Source organism: Lacibacter luteus, from assembly GCF_004118265.1.
Lineage (GTDB): Bacteria > Bacteroidota > Bacteroidia > Chitinophagales > Chitinophagaceae > Lacibacter > Lacibacter luteus.
Map to the genome: position 1 here is coordinate 1,838,964 of NZ_SDHW01000001.1, position 18,407 is coordinate 1,857,370.

Annotated in this window: 14 protein-coding genes; 11 read left to right on the forward strand and 3 right to left on the reverse strand. The window is 41.5% G+C overall.

From position 1 onward, the window contains the following. Nucleotides 1-127: 127 nt before the first annotated feature. Nucleotides 128-1,822 carry an OmpA family protein gene (locus ESA94_RS07415; protein WP_129130188.1) on the reverse strand — a complete coding sequence of 565 codons (1,695 nt, stop codon included), beginning with the start codon at nucleotides 1,820-1,822 and terminating at the stop codon, nucleotides 128-130. Between the two features lie 186 nt (nucleotides 1,823-2,008). Here ESA94_RS07415 and ESA94_RS07420 point away from each other — a divergent pair, with 186 nt between their 5' ends. The 11 genes from ESA94_RS07420 (at nucleotide 2,009) to ESA94_RS07470 (ending at nucleotide 16,222) form a co-directional block, all read left to right on the forward strand. Beyond that, nucleotides 2,009-2,980 (forward strand): polyprenyl synthetase family protein, encoded by a 972-nt coding sequence (locus tag ESA94_RS07420; RefSeq protein WP_129130189.1) that lies wholly within the window; start codon nucleotides 2,009-2,011, stop codon nucleotides 2,978-2,980. Between the two features lies 1 nt (nucleotide 2,981). Then, nucleotides 2,982-4,685, forward strand: a complete 1,704-nt coding sequence (gene recJ, locus ESA94_RS07425) for a single-stranded-DNA-specific exonuclease RecJ (protein ID WP_129130190.1) — start codon at nucleotides 2,982-2,984, stop codon at nucleotides 4,683-4,685. After that, nucleotides 4,682-5,362, forward strand: coding sequence for a class I SAM-dependent methyltransferase (locus tag ESA94_RS07430; RefSeq protein ID WP_129130191.1), 681 nt, complete (start codon nucleotides 4,682-4,684; stop codon nucleotides 5,360-5,362). Before recJ ends, ESA94_RS07430 begins: the two co-directional genes overlap by 4 nt. A gap of 148 nt (nucleotides 5,363-5,510) precedes the next feature. After that, a complete protein-coding gene (locus ESA94_RS07435; protein ID WP_129130192.1) occupies nucleotides 5,511-10,505 on the forward strand; it encodes a T9SS-dependent choice-of-anchor J family protein in 4,995 nt (1,664 codons plus the stop codon). 260 nt (nucleotides 10,506-10,765) lie between these two features. Beyond that, entirely contained in the window at nucleotides 10,766-11,119 is a 354-nt protein-coding gene (rpsF, locus tag ESA94_RS07440) for a 30S ribosomal protein S6 (protein ID WP_129130193.1), read from the forward strand. Between the two features lie 3 nt (nucleotides 11,120-11,122). After that, nucleotides 11,123-11,386, forward strand: a complete 264-nt coding sequence (gene rpsR, locus ESA94_RS07445) for a 30S ribosomal protein S18 (RefSeq protein ID WP_129130194.1) — start codon at nucleotides 11,123-11,125, stop codon at nucleotides 11,384-11,386. Nucleotides 11,387-11,474: 88 nt separating this feature from the next. After that, a complete protein-coding gene (rplI, locus tag ESA94_RS07450; protein WP_129130195.1) occupies nucleotides 11,475-11,924 on the forward strand; it encodes a 50S ribosomal protein L9 in 450 nt (149 codons plus the stop codon). A gap of 78 nt (nucleotides 11,925-12,002) precedes the next feature. After that, complete coding sequence (locus ESA94_RS07455; RefSeq protein WP_129130196.1) at nucleotides 12,003-12,512, forward strand: L,D-transpeptidase scaffold domain-containing protein; 510 nt, start codon at nucleotides 12,003-12,005, stop codon at nucleotides 12,510-12,512. A 9-nt stretch (nucleotides 12,513-12,521) separates the two neighbouring features. Then, the gene (locus ESA94_RS07460; protein WP_129130197.1) at nucleotides 12,522-13,640 is read left to right on the forward strand and encodes a L,D-transpeptidase family protein; all 1,119 of its coding nucleotides are present in this window, start codon (nucleotides 12,522-12,524) and stop codon (nucleotides 13,638-13,640) included. After that, a complete protein-coding gene (locus ESA94_RS07465; protein ID WP_129130198.1) occupies nucleotides 13,637-14,512 on the forward strand; it encodes an aldo/keto reductase in 876 nt (291 codons plus the stop codon). The genes ESA94_RS07460 and ESA94_RS07465 overlap by 4 nt, the downstream gene beginning before the upstream one ends. 54 nt (nucleotides 14,513-14,566) lie before the next feature. Continuing rightward, nucleotides 14,567-16,222: an ArnT family glycosyltransferase gene (locus tag ESA94_RS07470; protein WP_129130199.1), complete on the forward strand. Its 1,656-nt coding sequence runs from the start codon at nucleotides 14,567-14,569 to the stop codon at nucleotides 16,220-16,222. Nucleotides 16,223-16,317: 95 nt separating this feature from the next. On the opposite strand, the gene ESA94_RS07475 is transcribed toward ESA94_RS07470, so the two are convergent. Together ESA94_RS07475 and ESA94_RS07480 are read right to left on the reverse strand one after the other, a co-directional pair. Further along, on the reverse strand, nucleotides 16,318-17,040 hold the full coding sequence (locus tag ESA94_RS07475; RefSeq protein WP_129130200.1) for a glycosyltransferase family 2 protein: 723 nt from the start codon (nucleotides 17,038-17,040) through the stop codon (nucleotides 16,318-16,320). Between the two features lie 54 nt (nucleotides 17,041-17,094). Beyond that, nucleotides 17,095-18,336: an MFS transporter gene (locus tag ESA94_RS07480; protein WP_129130201.1), complete on the reverse strand. Its 1,242-nt coding sequence runs from the start codon at nucleotides 18,334-18,336 to the stop codon at nucleotides 17,095-17,097. Nucleotides 18,337-18,407 lie beyond the last annotated feature (71 nt).

The window sequence follows — 18,407 nt, forward strand, 5'->3', positions numbered from 1 at the left end:
CAAAGTTAAGATTTTCGGGCAAATTAGGGCTAACCTTTTTCTGAATCAGAAAACGGCGGTTAATCTTTTCATAAAGAAAAGCCCCCCGGTGAAACCGAGGGGCTATATAAGCAATTAGTCTGTACGATTATTTCTTTTCAGCACGGAGCTCAACTACTGAAGGATCGCCTTCGTGGCAGTCGTACTGCGCTACTACACGATCAGCGCTGATACCTTGTACTTCTACCAGGTACTTAACGATCGCATCAACACGCTTCTGACCTAATGCCTGACCAGATTTGCTCTTAGCAGCGCTACCGCAAACGATCAATTTACATTCAGGATTACCACGGAGAGAAGAAGCTACACTACCAACCAAAGCTTTTGCTTCAGCACTCAGGCTGCTTGAGCTACCACCGAAGTTGATGCTTGGGAGATCAACCAGGTTACAAGCTGGAGGAACAACTACTGGATTTTTACAGCATTCTGGATCTGGGCACTTACCAACACCATCAGCATCTACTGGCTGGCACTGAGTAGGAGTAATCAGTTCCTTGTCTTTACAATCAGGAACACCATCACCATCAGTATCACGAGCAACACCATGCGTATCAACAGGGCAACCTGCAGGAGTGTTAGGTTCGTTATCAAACTGATCTGTAACGCCATCGCCATCAGCATCGTCCAAAACAGGTTTTGGCATTTTCATGTGGCGAGGAGCATTCAATTCGTTGTAAGCATAGTCCAATGGGTTTAACCACCAGAGAGGCTCAACTGACTTAGCACCAAGGCTATAGTTAAAGTTGATGTTTGTATAATGCCATGTATCGAAATCACGAGTAAGAGAAGCATCACCCACAGCCCATTCTTGCCAACGCTGACCATCAAGTAAATCATCTTTTGTAGTTGTGAAAACTTCTTCAACACCGATGCTGAAACGTTTGCCAACTTTGAAAGCTAAACCAGCACCAACTTGAGCAACTGGTTTGAAAGTCATATCGAACAATTTAGGACGACGCAATTGGTGACCGTCAGCCTTGCTTTCGTATGTATTATCCATGCCAGCTTTCAAATCACGACGAATTTGCTTTCTGTTTTTGAAAGATGGAGCATATGTTGCAGCAACAGTATTAAATAATGCCTCGTAAGGGGCGCCGCTTGCATTTAATGCGTTAGACTTAGTTTCATAAATCATACCGCCGATACCTGCTAAACCGTAGATAACGAAATTGGTTTTTGATTTATGGAAACGGATATTATTTAAAGTAATAATACCTTGTAAAGCTAACTGATGAGACACTGTGCGGTAGTTATAATAAACCGCATCGATGTTGTTGTCAGTAATAGGCACATACAAACTATTAGTTTGCAACTGCTTAGAACTTACCTGGTAAAGTTGACCAGACTGACCGCCGGGTAAACCTGGAGTTGTACCGCCATGCTTAATGTTTTGAGGGCCGTCGTATTTAGGACCCCAAGCTGGGTTTTTAGCATAGTTGTAAGCTGGTGTAAAGTTCATACCTTTTGCGATACCGCCGATGTACTGAACACGAGCTGAGAAAATGTAACCGAACGCTTTTCTAACATGCGCACCCCAACCAATTTGAGGGATTTTAGCGTATACGTCGCCTGAAATTAAAGAGTTACCAACACTTAAACCAATTTCCCATTGGTTACGTGGTTTCGCAGGAAATGCGTTTTGGTTTTGTAAAAACTCGCTGTGTTGAGCTTGTCCTTTTTTAGGGATGAGAGAGGAGTCTTTCCAGTCGTAGCTTTGAGCAGAGACGTTTGTTAAAAAGAAACATAGGGCCCCCAGTAAAAGGGTGTACTTTTTGCTTGCCATAGTTGTTGTAATTAAGTTTCGAAAATTCCTGATGATTAATGCAAAAATAGAGATCACAGCTTAAAAAGCAAATTTTTTGCAATTTATTTACAATCAGTTAGTCGTATATGACCGCTTTCGATAAAGAAGTGCTGCTTTGAACTGATTTTTATTGAAAAAAAGGCAATTACCGTAATTTGCCGCATCATGAATACGACTTCTTCCATTCAACTTCTTATAAAAGACGAGCTAAATACCTTTGAAGACAGGTTTCGACAGGCGGTGAAAAGCAGGGTTTCTTTGCTTGACCGCATTATGCAATACATTATCAAACGCAAGGGAAAGCAGGTTCGGCCAATGTTTGTTTTTTTAAGCGCCAAACTGTTTGGAACAGTTACAGAGAATACGCACCGTGCTGCGGCCTTAGTGGAGTTACTGCATACTGCTACCTTAGTTCACGACGATGTGGTCGATGAATCGATGGAAAGAAGGGGGTTTTTCTCAATTAATGCCCTTTGGAAAAATAAAGTAGCTGTTCTTGTTGGCGACTACCTTTTATCGAAAGGATTACTACTTTCTCTTAAAAACAACGACTTTAACACGCTAAAGATTTTATCTGAGGCGGTTGAAAAAATGAGCGAGGGCGAATTATTACAGATAGAAAAAACCCGTAAATTAAACCTTAGTGAAGAAGTTTACTTTGAAATCATTACCAATAAAACAGCTTCACTCCTCGCCTCTGCCTGTGCAGCAGGAGCATGGTCAACAACAGCTGACGATTACAAAACTGAACAGTTGAAACTTTTTGGAGAAAAAGCCGGAATTGCTTTTCAAATAAAAGACGACTTGTTCGATTATGGAAGTGCATCAATTGGTAAACCTACTGGAAACGATATCAAAGAAAAAAAACTTACCCTTCCGTTGATCTATACGCTAAACAACGTTGATGGGGTCAAGAAAAAAGAGCTGATTTATCTTTTGAAAAATGATAACCGTCAAAAGAAAAACATCCAATACATTATCGAAGAAGTTGTAAAGGCGGGAGGTATTGAATATGCAGAAAAAACGATGTTTCGTTACAGAGATGAGGCCATTGCTTTATTGCAGCAGTTTCCTCAAAACGAAATCCGTGATGGTTTAGAATCTCTTGTGCGCTATACAACCGACAGAAAATACTGATATGCAGAAACGATGGACATTTTTAGCTGACAACCCGAAAGGCGCTGATATTTTAGAACAGGAACTGAAAGTCCACGCTGTTATTTGTAAAACTCTTGCACAACGTGGAATTGACTCATTCGTAAAAGCCAAAGATTATTTCAGACCGCAGTTAAGTGATCTGCATAGTCCCTGGCTAATGAAAGATATGGACAAAGCTGTGGCTCGGATTGGTAAAGCTATTGCAGCTTCGGAAAAAATTTTGGTATTCGGCGATTATGATGTGGATGGTACAACAAGTGTTGCCTGCATGTACCAATTTCTTTGTGAGCTTCATCCCAAATCATTACTCGATTTTTATATCCCCCATCGCTATCGTGAAGGTTATGGTGTTTCAAAACAAGGAATCGACTTTGCAAAAAACAACAACTTTACGCTTATTATTTCGCTCGACTGTGGTATTAAATCTGTAGAACTTATTGCCTATGCAAAAGAGCTTGGAATCGACTTTATTGTGTGCGATCACCATTTACCCGATGCGGCCGTGCCCGACGCAGCAGCTATTCTCAATCCCAAACAAACAGATTGTGCTTATCCTTACAAAGAGCTATGTGGTTGCGGGGTTGGATTTAAGCTGATTACTGCACTTGCAGAGAAACACCAACTTGCAGATGAGAAAATCTACTGTTATCTCGATCTGGTGGCAACTGCAATTGCAGCCGACATTGTACCAATTACAGGAGAAAACAGAATACTTGCTTTTCATGGTTTAAAACGAGTAAACACACAACCATCAAATGGTATAAAAGCATTAATGCATTTAAGTGATGTGCGTACAGAAATGCATATCAACAACCTGGTCTTTATAATTGCGCCAAGAGTAAACGCAGCAGGGCGCATGGACGATGCAAAAAAAGCAGTAGACATGTTTATTGCCGACAGCTATGAACAGGCACTAAGCTTCGCCGAACTGTTGCATGCAGATAATGATGACAGAAAAGAAGCGGATATGTCGATTACCGAAGAAGCACTGCACATCATTAACAGTAATGACAAACTCAAAACAAAAAAAACAACTGTACTCTACCAACCGCATTGGCACAAAGGCGTTGTAGGCATTGTTGCATCACGGTTAACAGAACATTATTATCGCCCAACAATTGTATTAACAAAAAGCGGCGATTATGCTGCAGGAAGTGCCCGCAGTGTTAACGGGTTTAATTTATACGAAGCTATTCATGCATGCAGGGAGCACCTCTTAGGTTACGGGGGGCACTTTGCAGCAGCAGGCTTAACCTTACAACCAGAAAACATCGATGCATTTACAAATGCGTTTGAAAAAACTGTAAGTGAAACAATTAAAGATCATCAATTAACTCCTGAAATAATTATTGACAGCGAACTGAAATTTGCGGATATAAAACCTGCTTTTTTCAACATCATTAAACAAATGGAGCCGTTTGGTCCCGAAAACATGCGTCCTGTTTTTGTATCGAAAAATGTAATTGATACAGGCTACAGTAAAATTGTAAAAGAACAGCATCTTCGTTTTGTAGTAAAGCAGAATGAAACAGTTTTAACAGGCATCAGTTTCCGCTCTGCACATTTATTCCCTATTTTACAAAAGGGACCTGTTGATGTTGTATATACAATTGATGAGAATGAATGGAACGGCACAACAAGTCTTCAACTAAAGATTATTGACATAAGACCATCTGTTTTTTGAAACTTCTAAACCATATCAAATACTTCTACTACATTGCTTCCAACTGGAGTTATAAACTGGGTTGGTTTACGTTAAAAAAAGAAATCCAGGGCGAACGCAGGTACAATATTGATACGACTGCGGCCATCAGTCTTTCCAAATTAAAACTAAAAGGATCGCAACTTAAGCATGCTACCGAATACATGCCGGTGAACTATTTTACCCTTGAGGCTTTGTTAGATCGCATGCCCGACACTGCAAAAAAGGGAGCTTTTCTTGACATTGGCTGTGGCAAAGGGCGGGCTTTGTGTGTTGCAGCAGCGTACGGTTACAAAAAAGTTGAAGGAATAGATTTTGCAAAAGAGCTGATAGAAGCAGCAAACACAAACCTTGAAAAACTAAAAAAACAATACCCGACAACCGCCTATAATTTAGCATGGGGAGATTTGAACTCCCTTACTATTGATGAGCATGTAACAACCATTTTTCTTTTTAATCCGTTTGATGAAGTATTAATGAAGCATGTAATTCGTAAAATAAACAGCAGCCTTGCAAAACGTCCCCGGCGTTTATTTGTGTTGTATTGTACCCCACGCCATGAAGAACTTTTTTTTGAAGATGGGTTTGATGTTACATTCCGGGTTAAAAAATTCGGCTATCTCGAAGGTGTTATCCTTGAAAAAAGTAATTCCCAGTAGTTTTACGAAGAAGTTAATAAATATTTTACCTGCAAAACTCAATGTGAATCGGCATTCGCTTTATTTTTAATTTTCCAAAATCCTGCCGATTAATCCGAATCCTCTCTCCTGTATTCTTCCACTTTTAATTTGTAATTAAACTAAAGCAATGAGAAAATTTTTAAGGTTCCCATCTTTACTCGTGCCCTTATTTTTGCTCTTTTCCAATAGTGGATGGAGTCAAAGTTTTTCTGGCACGTACAATTTCGCCAATGTTACAACAAGTTCCGGAACAACCGACCCAACTCCTGTACCTATCGCTACGGGGCTAACATTCGGTTCATTTTCTGCAGTTGGACAAACCACTACAAATCCTAACGCAGGGGGCCGGTTTAGTTTTACAGGACAATCTACGGGGGCTGTAAATGGATCTGATGTATTTTCAGGTTCTATAACAACAACTCGTTATTACGAAGTAACAATAACACCCTTGCCTGGTTATTCGTTGGATGTGAACTCGATTACGTTTACATTACAAAGATCAGGCACCGGTATCAGGCAGTATGCCGTAAGATCAAGTTTAGATTTTAACACTAATCTTCCCGCAAGCATCTCGCCGGCAAACACTGATCTCTCAGTTGTACCAACTAATATATTTCAGGTTTCTGATCTTACAACAGTTGCTGAAGAGGGAAGTACAATTACTTTGAGTTCATCGTTCGACGCAATTACTTCTCCACTCACTTTTCGATTTTATGGGTGGAATGCAGAAGCTACGGGTGGTACATTTAGTATTGACAACGTAGTAATTAACGGAGTTGCAAGCTCGGTGGCAGCTTCACCTACGGTTAATCTTTCTGTAAGCTCCAATGCCGGAACCGAAGCCGGAACAACTGCAGTAACTGTTACTGCAACTGCCAGCGCACCTGTAACAGGAAATCAAACAATTGACCTTGCTGTATCAGGTACAAATATTACTACTGGCGATTTTACATTGAGCAATAGTACCATTACAATTTCTAATGGACAAACTACAGGTTCGACAACATTTACGATTGTTGACGATAATATACCGGAAGATCTTGAAACAGCCATTCTAACGATCAGTAATCCATCCGCAGGTATTTTACTTGGCGGAACAACTACACAAAGCATCAGCATTGCTGATAACGATGCAGCAATAAGCGTCTCTGCTAGCGCAGGAGCAAATGCTGCCGAACCTGCAACAAGCGGAACATTTACAATTAACTCTTCTGTCGCTGCTCCTGCCGGTGGCATTACAGTTTCGTACAGTTTAGCAGGTACAGCAACTTTAGGAAGTGATTATTCTAACCCACAAGGAGGTTCTGTTATAATTGCAGCAGGTTCATCAACTGCAACAGTAACGTTGCCTGTTATTGATGATAATGATGTTGAAGCAGCTGAAACAATTCAACTTACAATAACCGGCGTTTCCGGCTCGGCAACAATTGGCACCGGATCAGCAACAATCAATCTTACAAGTGATGATATTCTTCCGGGCATTTTACTTTCATCGGGTTACTCGCAAGATTTTAACTCACTTGCAAACACAGGCACTTCATTGCCTTGGGCCGATAACAGCACTATTGCGGGTTGGTATGCATCACGTACAACTTACAATAGCGGAACAGGTAGTTCCAATGCAGGCGCACTCTACAGTTTTGGCGATGCTGCAAGTATAGACAGAGCATTGGGTTCTGTAGGATCGGGCAGTACGGGTACAGTCTTCTACGGAGCACGCTTTAAAAACAACACTGGAACAGCAATTACTAAATTGAAAATTACTTACCGTGGCGAACAATGGCGCAATGGTGGTGTTGCAAGCACACAAACTGTAAACTTCGCATACCAGGTAAGTAATACAACCATTACTTCCCTAACTGCAGGAACATGGATTCCGGTGTCTTCGTTAGATTTTTCAAGCCCTGTTGCCAGTACAACTTCCGGAGCATTAAATGGAAACAGTGCAGATAACAGTACTGCTATTACATACAGTATTGCCGGTTTGAATATTCCTGCGAATGCAGAGTTTATGATCCGTTGGGAAGATATCGATCACAGTGGTTCAGATCATGGGCTTTCAATTGATGACTTTACCATCGAAGCAAACCCTGTTGATCTGATACCTCCAACTGCAACAACACTTACACCTGCAAACGGCGCAACGAATATTGCTGTAAACTTTACATCATCAATCACGTTCAGTGAAGATGTTGTAAAGGGAAGCGGCAATATTGTATTAAAGAAAAGCAGCGATAACAGTATTGTGCGTACAATAGCAGTAAACGATGCAATTTTAAGCGGCCGTACATTAAGTGTTGCATTAACAAATCTGCAGATCAATACAGCTTATTATCTTGAAGTGGCAGCAGGCGCTGTAACAGATCTTGAAGGCAATGCTTTTGCAGGTATTAGCGGTAACAGCACATGGGCTTTCACTACAGGCATCAATGTTTATGTAGCCAATTTCCAAAACTGTTCTTCAGCTTTAGGTGATGGCTTTACGCAATACAGCCAGGTTGGAAGCATTGTTTGGGCATGCACAACTTTTGGTCGTGACCCGAATGCCCCTGCAGCTACAACAGCATTCCCAAGTGCTGTGCAAATGAATGGTTTTGCAGGTGGTACCAATGTGCCGAATACAGATTGGTTGATTTCGCCTTCGTTCGATTTAACGGCTACAGATTATCCGTTGCTTTCGTTCTGGAGCCGTACGGCATTTAACGGTCAGCCTTTACAACTGAAAGTTTCTACAAACTATGTAAGCGGCGATCCTTCTTCCGCAACATGGACCGATATCAATGGCAAGTTCCCTGCACAAACATCAAACGTATGGACATTGTCAGAAAACATCAATCTCTCCGCATTTAAAGCAAGCAATGTACATTTTGCTTTTGTATATGTTTCGGATGATGATGAAGGTGCACGTTGGACATTGGATGATATTGCTCTTGGCAATTCACCCGTACCTCCTCCACCAAGCTTAACCGTAAGCACAACTGATATGCAGTTTGCATTTGCAGCGGCAGGAAGTACGGCCGATAAAACATTTACAGTTGTTGGTAACGATCTTACAAACGATATCACACTTACTGCAACAGGTGCATTCAGTTTGTCGAAAGATGGTTTTACGTTCAGTCCTTCTGTTACATACACAGTTGCTGAAGCAAACAATCTGCTCAAAACTGTAACAGTTCGTTTCGCACCTGCACAAAACAATCAAGACTTTACAGGAAACATCAGTATCAGCAGTGGCGATCTTTCTGCAGCTATCAGCCTTGGTGGTTCAAGCATCGATCCTGTAACAACACTTGAAGTTGTAAACTGGAATGTTGAATGGTTTGGCAGCGCCGATAATGGTCCAACAAATAATGATCTGCAGCAACAGAATGTAAAAACCATTCTCAGCAACCTTAATGCAGATGTTTATGCGGTAGCTGAAATTGTAAGTGAAGAGCGTTTGGCTGCAGTAGTAAGCCAGATGCCGGGCTATGCTTATGTAATCAGCAACTACGGTTCGCATACCAATACAAGTGCTAATCCGCCATCGGCATTGGCAAGTGCACAAAAGCTGGCATTCATTTATAAAACATCGGTAGTAAGCAATGTAAGTACAACAGCATTGTTATCGCAGGGCATTAATACTGCAGCCGATCTTACAAACCCTGCTTACAACTATTGGGCAAGTGGTCGCTTCCCTTATATGATGAGTGCAGATGTTACATTGAATTGTGTAACCAAGCCTGTGAAGTTTATCCTGGTGCAGGCAAAAGCAAACACATCACCCACAACGGAATCATATAACAGAAGAAAGCGTGGAGCTGATACATTGCATTACACATTGCAGCAACAATACGCAAACGATAACATCATTATTCTTGGTGATTACAATGATGATCTCGATCAATCGATCACCGCAGGGTTTACAACCACATCGTATTCGATCTTTACAAACGATGCTGTAAACTTTACGCCTGTTACATTGCCTTTAAGCTTAGCGGGCAAAAAATCTACAGTGAGTTATAACGATGTAATCGATCATGTAACCGTATCGAACGAACTTGTTGCAGATTATATGACCGCAAGTGCTAAAATTCTTACCGATGTTACATCGCTGGTAAGCAATTATGGCTCTACAACATCCGATCACTACCCTGTTTTCAGCCGTTACCGTTTTGTAAACACAACCGCACCGGTTGTAACAACCTGCAGTACGGAAATAAAATTCTGTGCGGTTGAAAACAACAGCTATACAGTTCCTGCCTTTGTTGCTACCGACGATTGTGGCGATGCAATTACTTACAGCTACAGCATCAGCGGAGCAACTGAACGCAGCGGCACAGGTAATGATGCAAGTGGCCTGTTCAATATTGGCAGCAGCCTTATTGTGTGGACAGCTACAGATGGCTGGGGTAACCAGGCAACCTGCAGCACAACAGTTATCGTAAACAGCAAACCTGTTGTTACAATTGCTGATGCCTATGCTTTGCCAACAGGTACTGTGCCTAATACTGTTTATATTGGTTATGCTCCGGCATCATCCATTACATTAACTGCTTCTGCAAGTGGCGGAACCGAAGGATACAGCTATAGCTGGTCGAATGGTTCAACAATTGCCACAGCAACGGTAAGCCCGCAAACAGCAACTGTTTATACAGTTACTGTATCTGATGCCAACGGATGCATTGCAACTGCAGAAAAAGCAATTGATATACTTGATATCAGAAGTGGCAAAAAGCTCGACAAAGTAACTATCTGTCATCGCACAGGTAGCGGCAAACAAATCATCAGCATCAGTCAGGCCGATGTAGCCGATCATCTTGCACATGGCGATATGCTTGGAACTTGTGTAACCACACAACCAACTGCTGCTGCCCGTGTAACAACTGCTGCAGCAACAACACTTGCAGTACAGGTGTTACCGAATCCTTCAACTTCGATGTTTACCTTGTTGATAAACAGCCAGCGTACCGAACGTATTGTGGTACGGATACTCGATGTTCAGGGTCGGGTGCTGGAACAACAGATCAGCAATGGCCAGAACCAGCCGGTTAAGGTTGGCGAAGGCTTCCGTGCGGGTATTTATTTCGCAGAAATTATACAAGGCAGTGAGCGCAAACTCATAAAACTGCTCAAACTTTAAAAAGCAAAAGCCTTGAAAATCAAAGCGCCCCGCCAAAACCGGGCGCTTTTTTGTATGCTGCAGTTTTGCAAAGTCTTTACAGTCGTAGCTTTGCCGCTACCACAAGGCGCAAATGCCTGAAAAAACAGGGCTTTCGTGAAGCAAGTTCAGCTGTATTCCCCTACCTTTGCAGCCCCAAATCTGTATTGGCAGATTTCCCGACCGCAAGGAAGGGATCCGATGGGTAAACCCAATTTTTAATTTTTAAATCACAAACAGTAATGAACAATTACGAAATGATGGTGATTTTTACCCCTGTTCTGTCTGATGACGAATTCAAGGCAGCACAAAAACGCTACATCGACCTGGTTGCAGCTAACGGCGGCGAACTGGTACACAGCAATCCCTGGGGTTTAAAGTCACTCGCTTATCCGATCGAGAAAAAAACAACCGGTATTTATTGGGTTGTTGAGTACAAAGCTCCTTCTGATTTTAATGCGAAACTGAACATTCAGATTCACCGTGATGAGCAAGTGCTCCGTCACATGTACACTGCACTCGACAAATACGCCGTTGAGTACAATGCAAAAAAGAGAAGTGGCGTAGCATCTTCAACTGAAAAAGCGGAGGCGTAAGTCATGGCAAAGAATGAAATCAAATACCTGACGGCGATCAAAACCGAGAAACCTCGTAAAAAATATTGCCGCTTCAAGAAGTACGGTATCCGTTACATCGATTATAAAGATGTTGAGTTCCTGAAAAAGTTCTTGAACGAACAGGGTAAAATTCTTCCCCGTCGTTTAACCGGTAACTCGCTTAAATACCAACGTAAATTATCAGATGCTGTTAAGAAAGCACGCCAGATGGCGCTGTTGCCTTATGTAACTGATCTTTTGAAATAAAAACAATTAGTGAACCTTTCCCTAACTCCCGGAATTGCATTCGGGAAGACAGTGTAAAAACTGGGTTACGGAAACTAAAAACAAAACAATGGAAGTAATCTTAATTCAGGATGTAAACACACTCGGCGGTAAGAACGAGGTTGTAAAAGTAAAGAACGGTTATGCCCGTAACTTTCTCATCCCTCAGAAATTCGCTGTAGAAGCTTCACCTTCTAACCTGAAACAATTAAACGAGCGTTTAAAAGTTCAGAAGAAGAAAGAAGATGCAATGATGGCTGAAATCAAGTCGGTAATTGCAAAACTTATTGAAGCTCCTGTAAAACTTACTGCTAAAACAGGTACAAGCGGTAAAATCTTCGGTAGCATTACCACTGTAATGGTTGCACGTGCAATCCGTGAGCAGAAAGGTTATGAAATCGATCGTCGCAAAATTCACCTGCCAGACGAAGTAAAAGAACTCGGCACTTACAAAGCAAAAGTTGATTTTGCTAATGGTAACGAAGCTGAAGTTGAATTGGAAATTGCTGCAGAAGCTTAATTCCTTTCAATAGAAATAAACAGAAGTCCTGCTTTTTAGCAGGACTTTTTTATTTTCATACCACATACCATTTTCGCTATGTTGCATAAAACACTTTACCCGATTTTATTCTGTGCCTCTTTAATTATACTTACTCTTCCTGCCTGCAAATCATCTAACGGAAAAAACAACGGGCAGGTAGTCGATACGATTCCTAAAAAACAACCGGCCGATATAACGCTGCCGGGTAACTTCAGCACACAAACTCAACTAAAGTTCGATAGTACTGCAATTCCTGCTTTCTTTACACAATATCCAAGGCTACAGGTTTATGAAAAGGAACTGCTCAGTTTTTATCAGCACCGCAACTATGCTTATGCCTGGTTCGACCAGAATGGCATTCTTGAACAAGCAGGTAATCTGTATAACAAAATTGAAAATATTTCGGACGAAGGCGTTTCGGCCAGCCTTATTTACCACAACGAGTTTCATGCGTTGATGGATAATGATTCAACAGAATCGTTTACCGGGCAACCCAACAGTACCATTGAACTGATGCTTACTGCGCAGTATTTCTTTTATGCTAAAACCATCTGGACGGGGCTTTGAGCAAAAGGAATGCAGGCAACCAATTGGGATCTGCCCCGCAAAAAATTATCATATGCTGCTTTTCTTGATTCGCTGTTGAATGTGCCATCCTCTGCGTTTATGAATACCGAACCGGTGTTTAGGCAATATGGCTTATTAAAAACATTTTTGAAACAATACCGCAGCATTGAACAAAGCGGCAACTGGAAACCGATTAAAGCCGATAAGAAAAGTTACCGGCTGGGCGACAGCAGCAAAGTAATTAGCGAAATAAAAGAGCATCTGCATTTACTCGGCGATCTGAAAAGCAATGATCAATCGAACATGTTTGATGCAGCACTGGAAACAGCAGTTAAAAATTTTCAGCAACGTTATGGCATTAAGGATGATGGTATTGTTGGCAGGAGTATGGTCGCTGAACTCAACTTCCCTTTGGCCAAACGTATTGAACAGATTATTGTAAACATGGAGCGTTGCCGTTGGCTGCCTGTTGCGCTTAACCAGGATTACATTGTAGTAAATATTCCCGAATATAAATTTCATGCATACGAAAACGATTCGCTTGTGTGGAGCATGAACGTAGTTGTAGGAACAGAAATGAACAAGACCGCCATTTTTAACGGCATGATGAATACGGTTGTCTTCAGCCCTTACTGGAATGTACCAAGCAGCATCAAGAACAAAGAAATTTTACCTGCTATCCGTCGTAACGGAAATTATCTTGAACGCAATCACATGGAATGGAACGGCAGCAACATTCGCCAGAAGCCCGGCCCATGGAATGCGTTAGGCAAAGTAAAATTTCTCTTCCCCAACAGCCACAGCATTTACCTGCACGACACACCATCGAAATCTTTGTTCAGCCAGGATAAACGGGCATTCAGTCATGGATGTATTCGGGTGGAAGAACCCCGCCGTTTAGCGATTTATGTGTTGCGCCACCAACCCGAATGGACAGAAGCCCGCATCGATTCTGCAATGAATGCAGAGAAAGAGTTATATGTAAAAGTGCAAAAGCCTGTTCCTGTCTTTATTGCTTATTTTACAGCGTGGGTAGATCGTGCAGGCCGTATCAATTTTCGTAACGATCTTTACAAAAGAGATAGTCGCTTAGCGGAAATGATCATCGAAAATTCAAATCTTAAATGAGTTATTCCAGAATAATAGCCGGCACCATGAAGTGGGGTGCATGGGGCGCTCACTTTAATACAGCTGCATACGAAGCAATGATCAAGGATTGTCTATCGCTTGAGGTTACCACTTTCGATCATGCAGATATTTATGGCGATTATACAACTGAAGAAGAGTTTGGAAAAGTATTGAAGCATGAGCCTTCGTTACGGCAGCAAATGCAGATTGTTACAAAGTGCGGTATCCGCATGCTGTCTGTCAATCGTCCGCATCACAAAATAAAATCGTACGATACATCATTCACCCATATTACAGAATCGGTTGAACAGTCGTTGAAAAATCTACATACCGATTATATTGATTGTTTATTGATTCATCGCCCCGACCCTTTGTTTAATGCAGAAGAAGTTGCTGCTGCATTTGAGCAATTACAGAAAGAAGGAAAGGTTTTGCAATTTGGTGTATCGAATTTTCGCAAATGGCAGGTCGATCTTATCCGCAGTCGCTTTCCGGTAAGCGTAAATCAAATAGAATGTTCTGTTTTGCATCTCGATCCGTTTGGCGATGGCACACTCGATCAATGTCAGCAACACGGCATTATTCCTATGGCATGGAGCCCGATGGGCGGCGGTAATTTATTTGCAGATGATGAAGACGAACGCAATAAACGCATTCTTGCAGTTGCCAAGTTACTTGCCGATAAATACAATACCTCTGCTGATGTTATTTTACTCAGCTGGTTAATGACACATCCATCACGCATACATCCTGTAGCCGGCACTTCAAAAATTGAACGCATTAAATCGGCAGTAGATGCTACTAATATTAAACTGGAACGGGAAGACTGGTTTATTATGTGGCGTGCAAGCACCGGCCGAGAAGTAGCCTAATCATCTTCGGCAAAACGGTTGTAGTTTCGTGCACTTATTCACTAAATCCTCTTTATGAACAAGACTTCCATTGCTGTACTTTTTGCAATTATCTGTGCCGTTTATTTTGTTGCATTGGGTGTTGATACAATGGATGTCGATTCTTCGCAATACGCTGCCATGAGCCGTGAAATGAACGAGAGCGGCAGTTACCTGCAAGTATATGAGCAAGGAAAAGATTATTTAGATAAACCTCCGTTTCTGTTCTGGGCTTCTGCATTTTCAATGAAACTGTTTGGTGAAAACAATTTCGGCTTTAAATTTCCTTCTATCCTCTTTGCCATTTTTGCTGTGCTTGCTACGTTTCGTTTTGCAAGATTGTTTTACGATAAAACAATTGCACTGCTTGCTGCTGCAGTACTTGCAACCTGCCAGGCTGTTTTTTTAATTACCAACGATGTGCGTACAGATACTATTCTTATGAGTTGGGTAATTATTGCCATGTGGCAACTGGCAGAATGGTACCAATCAAAAAAACTGAAACATTTTTTATTGGGTGCTGCCGCCATTGGTGCAGGCATGGTTACCAAAGGCCCTATTGCATTGTTTGTACCCATCTTTGCATTTGGCAGTCATTTTGTTTTAAAGCGTGAATGGAAACAGATTTTCCAACCGGTTTACCTGTTGGGCCTGGTAGTAATTGCTGTTGTATTGATACCAATGAGTATTGGTTTGTATCAGCAATTTGATCTGCATCCTGAAAAAACAGTAAATGGTTTAAAAAATGTTTCGGGTTTAAAATTCTTTTACTGGACACAAAGTTTTGGCCGCATTACCGGCGAAAATGTATGGAACAACAATGCACCGTTCAGCTTCCTGTTTGAAAATTTATTGTGGGGTATGTTACCGTGGACGTTGTTCTTTGTTGCAGGCTTGATTCGTGAACTGGTGCAGATCGTTTATAACCGTTTTACGCTTACACGTAACGAAGAGTTTTTAACTACCGGCGGTTTCGTGTTAAGCTATTGCTCACTGGGCATTTCAAAATATCAATTGCCGCATTACATCTATGTAGTGTTACCCTTTATCGCCATCATTACCGCTAAAATGATTTACAGTTTGTTTTGGGAAAAGAAACTGAACTGGCTTCGTTTAACTATTGTACCCATTCACTGGCTGGTTGTTGCTGTATTACTGGCAGCCCCTTTTCTTATTTTGCTGTTTGCATTTCCGTCTGCGTCTGCATGGCCATGGGTTATTGCTGCTGTTTCGGCGATTGCAGCAGCAGCTTTACTCTTTAATAAAAACATCAACCGTAAACTCATTGCTTTATCGCTTTCGGCTATTATTGGTTTAAATATTTTTCTCAGCAGCTGGTTTTATCCAAGCCTGTTAAACTACCAGGCGGGTAACAATGCCGGACGCTTTGTTGCAAAACAAAACATTCCGAAAGATCAATTCTTCATTTACAAATTCAACGGTAACGGCACAGCGTTACACTTTTACAGCAAACGCATTGTAAAAGGTATTCACGATTTAAACAGTGTAAACAGTGGTATGTATTTACTAACCATGGAAGAAGGATTGAAAGACCTTGCCGATAACAATAAACATTTTGAAGTTGTACACGAAGGACTCGATTACCATGTAACAGCATTAACAGGGAAATTCCTGAACAAAGAAACACGTGATGCGCAATGCAAAAAATTTTACGTGGTAAAGATCCTGTAAAGAATCTGTTTGCATTTTCTCTGACGCAGAGATAATACTCTGCCATCAACCCGATAGCTATTGGGTCTTTTTCTTCTTTCTCTGCGTTAAAGAATCTATCGGAATAAATTATACTTCAGAATACAATAGATTGCACGAAAACCATCTTTCCAGTTGATCTTCTTTCCTTCGGCATAGGTGCGGCCATAGTACGAAATACCTACTTCGTAAATACGAATATCGGGTTGGCGTGAAATTTTTGCTGTTACCTCCGGTTCAAAACCAAAACGAGTTTCTTTCAGATCGAGCCGTTGAATAATTTCTCTGCGGAAGAGTTTGTAACAGGTTTCCATGTCTGTTAAGTTCAGATTGGTGAACATGTTCGATAATGTAGTAAGCACTTTATTGCCGATGCTGTGCCAGAAGAATAAAATACGATGTGCATTCCCTCCCATAAAGCGTGAGCCATACACTACATCGGCAAAGCCATCCAGTACAGGTTTCAGCAATACATTGTATTCATGCGGATCGTATTCAAGGTCGGCATCCTGGATAATTACCAAATCGCCTGTTGCCTGTTTAATACCGGTATGCAATGCTGCACCTTTGCCTTTATTTATTTCATGATTATAAAGCACAATAGATAAAGACGATTGCTGCATATAACGTTCAACCGCTTCCTTTGTATCATCCTTACTGCAATCGTTCACAATAATCACTTCTTTTTGAATATTGTTGAGCAACTGTACTTCCGTGATCTTATCAAGAATACGGTAAATGGTTTTGCCCTCGTTGTACGCAGGAATTACAATTGAAAGTTTGGAGATCGTTTGATTCATGAAATGCTGTTCCGGTTGAAGCTGCAAGTTTACGAATAATCGGCAAGAGCTGCTTTAATCTTGTTTACTGTTGCTTTTTTGCGGTGTAGAATAAGCAGGGTGGTTCGTCATTTTATAAAACAACCGCCGTGCAAGAAAGAAACAGATCACCAACACCACAATACTCAAATAGCCCAGCCAGTTGTAATGCTGAATTTTTCCATCACCTCCTTTTATCACAATCATACCCGCAATAAACGAAGCCGCTGCAGTACCCAGTTGTTGTACACTGCTGTTAAAGCTCATAAAGCTGCCACGATGTTGCGGTGTAACTACATTGCTGATCATGGCCTGTGCTGCTACACTGCGCCCTGTAGCCAACACAAACCAAACGGCAAATAAACTAAGCATAAGTGCTATATGTACAGGTGGCAGATTGGTAATGATCCAAACAAACAACAAGGAAAGTAACACCGATACAGAAAACACCGGAAGCTTGCCATACTTATCGGAAAACTTACCCAAAATATTCGCTGCAAAAAATGAGGAGACACCTCCAACCAGGTAGATCATAGGTGTAACGGTTTTCGAATAGCCGTTATTAAATTCCATGTAGGGATTAATAAAAGGAATGATCAGAAAATGTCCCATCATCATTAAAAAAGAAAACAACAGTGCCAAACGCTGTGTAGGATTTTCAACTACTACATGCAATACTTCAAACCGATTTCGATCGGCTTCTCTTTCTTTAATATGCCCGCTCATTGATGGAAGATATTTTGATACGAGCGGAATGATGGCAATGCCTAACACTCCTACCAGTATAAACGGTGCATGCCAGCTGATGATGTTGGCGAGGTATAGCGAAAACGGCACACCAAATGTAGAAGCCACTGCAAACGCACTCATAATAGCGCCCATAGCCGCACCTCTTCTTTCGTAAGGAATAATATCGGCAACAATTGATAACACCTGTGCACCAATTAAACCGCCGAACAATCCGGCAAGTATGCGTGCAGCAAGCAACAACTCAAACGTAGGAGCAATGCCACAGGCTATGGTGCCAAGCAAAAAGCCCGCATAGCCGTACAGCAATACTTTTTTACGATCGTAGTTGTTTACAAAAAACGCAGCAGTAAAACCCGATACTCCCGCCGTAAGTGTGTATGCCCCCACCAAAAAAGTAAATTGCTGTGGCGATATTTTAAAATAAGGCATCAGGTAATTACCCAATGGCATCATGATCATAAAATCAAGAATGTGGGTAAAGTTGATAGAAGCCAGCAACGCAATAATCAGTCGTTCATTTTTACTCATACTCGTCAATCTTTAAAAATCCGGTTGCAGATGGTGAAGGCTTTCCCGGTGGTTGGTGCAGTGCAGATGAT

Bases quoted from the DNA above. Each gene is read 5' to 3' on its own strand.
- ESA94_RS07415 (WP_129130188.1), bottom strand. From the start codon at position 1,822: ATGGCAAGCAAAAAGTACACCCTTTTACTGGGGGCCCTATGTTTCTTT.
- ESA94_RS07420 (WP_129130189.1), top strand. From the start codon at position 2,009: ATGAATACGACTTCTTCCATTCAACTTCTTATAAAAGACGAGCTAAAT.
- recJ (WP_129130190.1), top strand. From the start codon at position 2,982: ATGCAGAAACGATGGACATTTTTAGCTGACAACCCGAAAGGCGCTGAT.
- ESA94_RS07435 (WP_129130192.1), top strand. From the start codon at position 5,511: ATGAGAAAATTTTTAAGGTTCCCATCTTTACTCGTGCCCTTATTTTTG.
- rpsF (WP_129130193.1), top strand. From the start codon at position 10,766: ATGAACAATTACGAAATGATGGTGATTTTTACCCCTGTTCTGTCTGAT.
- rpsR (WP_129130194.1), top strand. From the start codon at position 11,123: ATGGCAAAGAATGAAATCAAATACCTGACGGCGATCAAAACCGAGAAA.
- rplI (WP_129130195.1), top strand. From the start codon at position 11,475: ATGGAAGTAATCTTAATTCAGGATGTAAACACACTCGGCGGTAAGAAC.
- ESA94_RS07455 (WP_129130196.1), top strand. From the start codon at position 12,003: ATGTTGCATAAAACACTTTACCCGATTTTATTCTGTGCCTCTTTAATT.
- ESA94_RS07460 (WP_129130197.1), top strand. From the start codon at position 12,522: ATGCAGGCAACCAATTGGGATCTGCCCCGCAAAAAATTATCATATGCT.
- ESA94_RS07465 (WP_129130198.1), top strand. From the start codon at position 13,637: ATGAGTTATTCCAGAATAATAGCCGGCACCATGAAGTGGGGTGCATGG.
- ESA94_RS07470 (WP_129130199.1), top strand. From the start codon at position 14,567: ATGAACAAGACTTCCATTGCTGTACTTTTTGCAATTATCTGTGCCGTT.
- ESA94_RS07475 (WP_129130200.1), bottom strand. From the start codon at position 17,040: ATGAATCAAACGATCTCCAAACTTTCAATTGTAATTCCTGCGTACAAC.
- ESA94_RS07480 (WP_129130201.1), bottom strand. From the start codon at position 18,336: ATGAGTAAAAATGAACGACTGATTATTGCGTTGCTGGCTTCTATCAAC.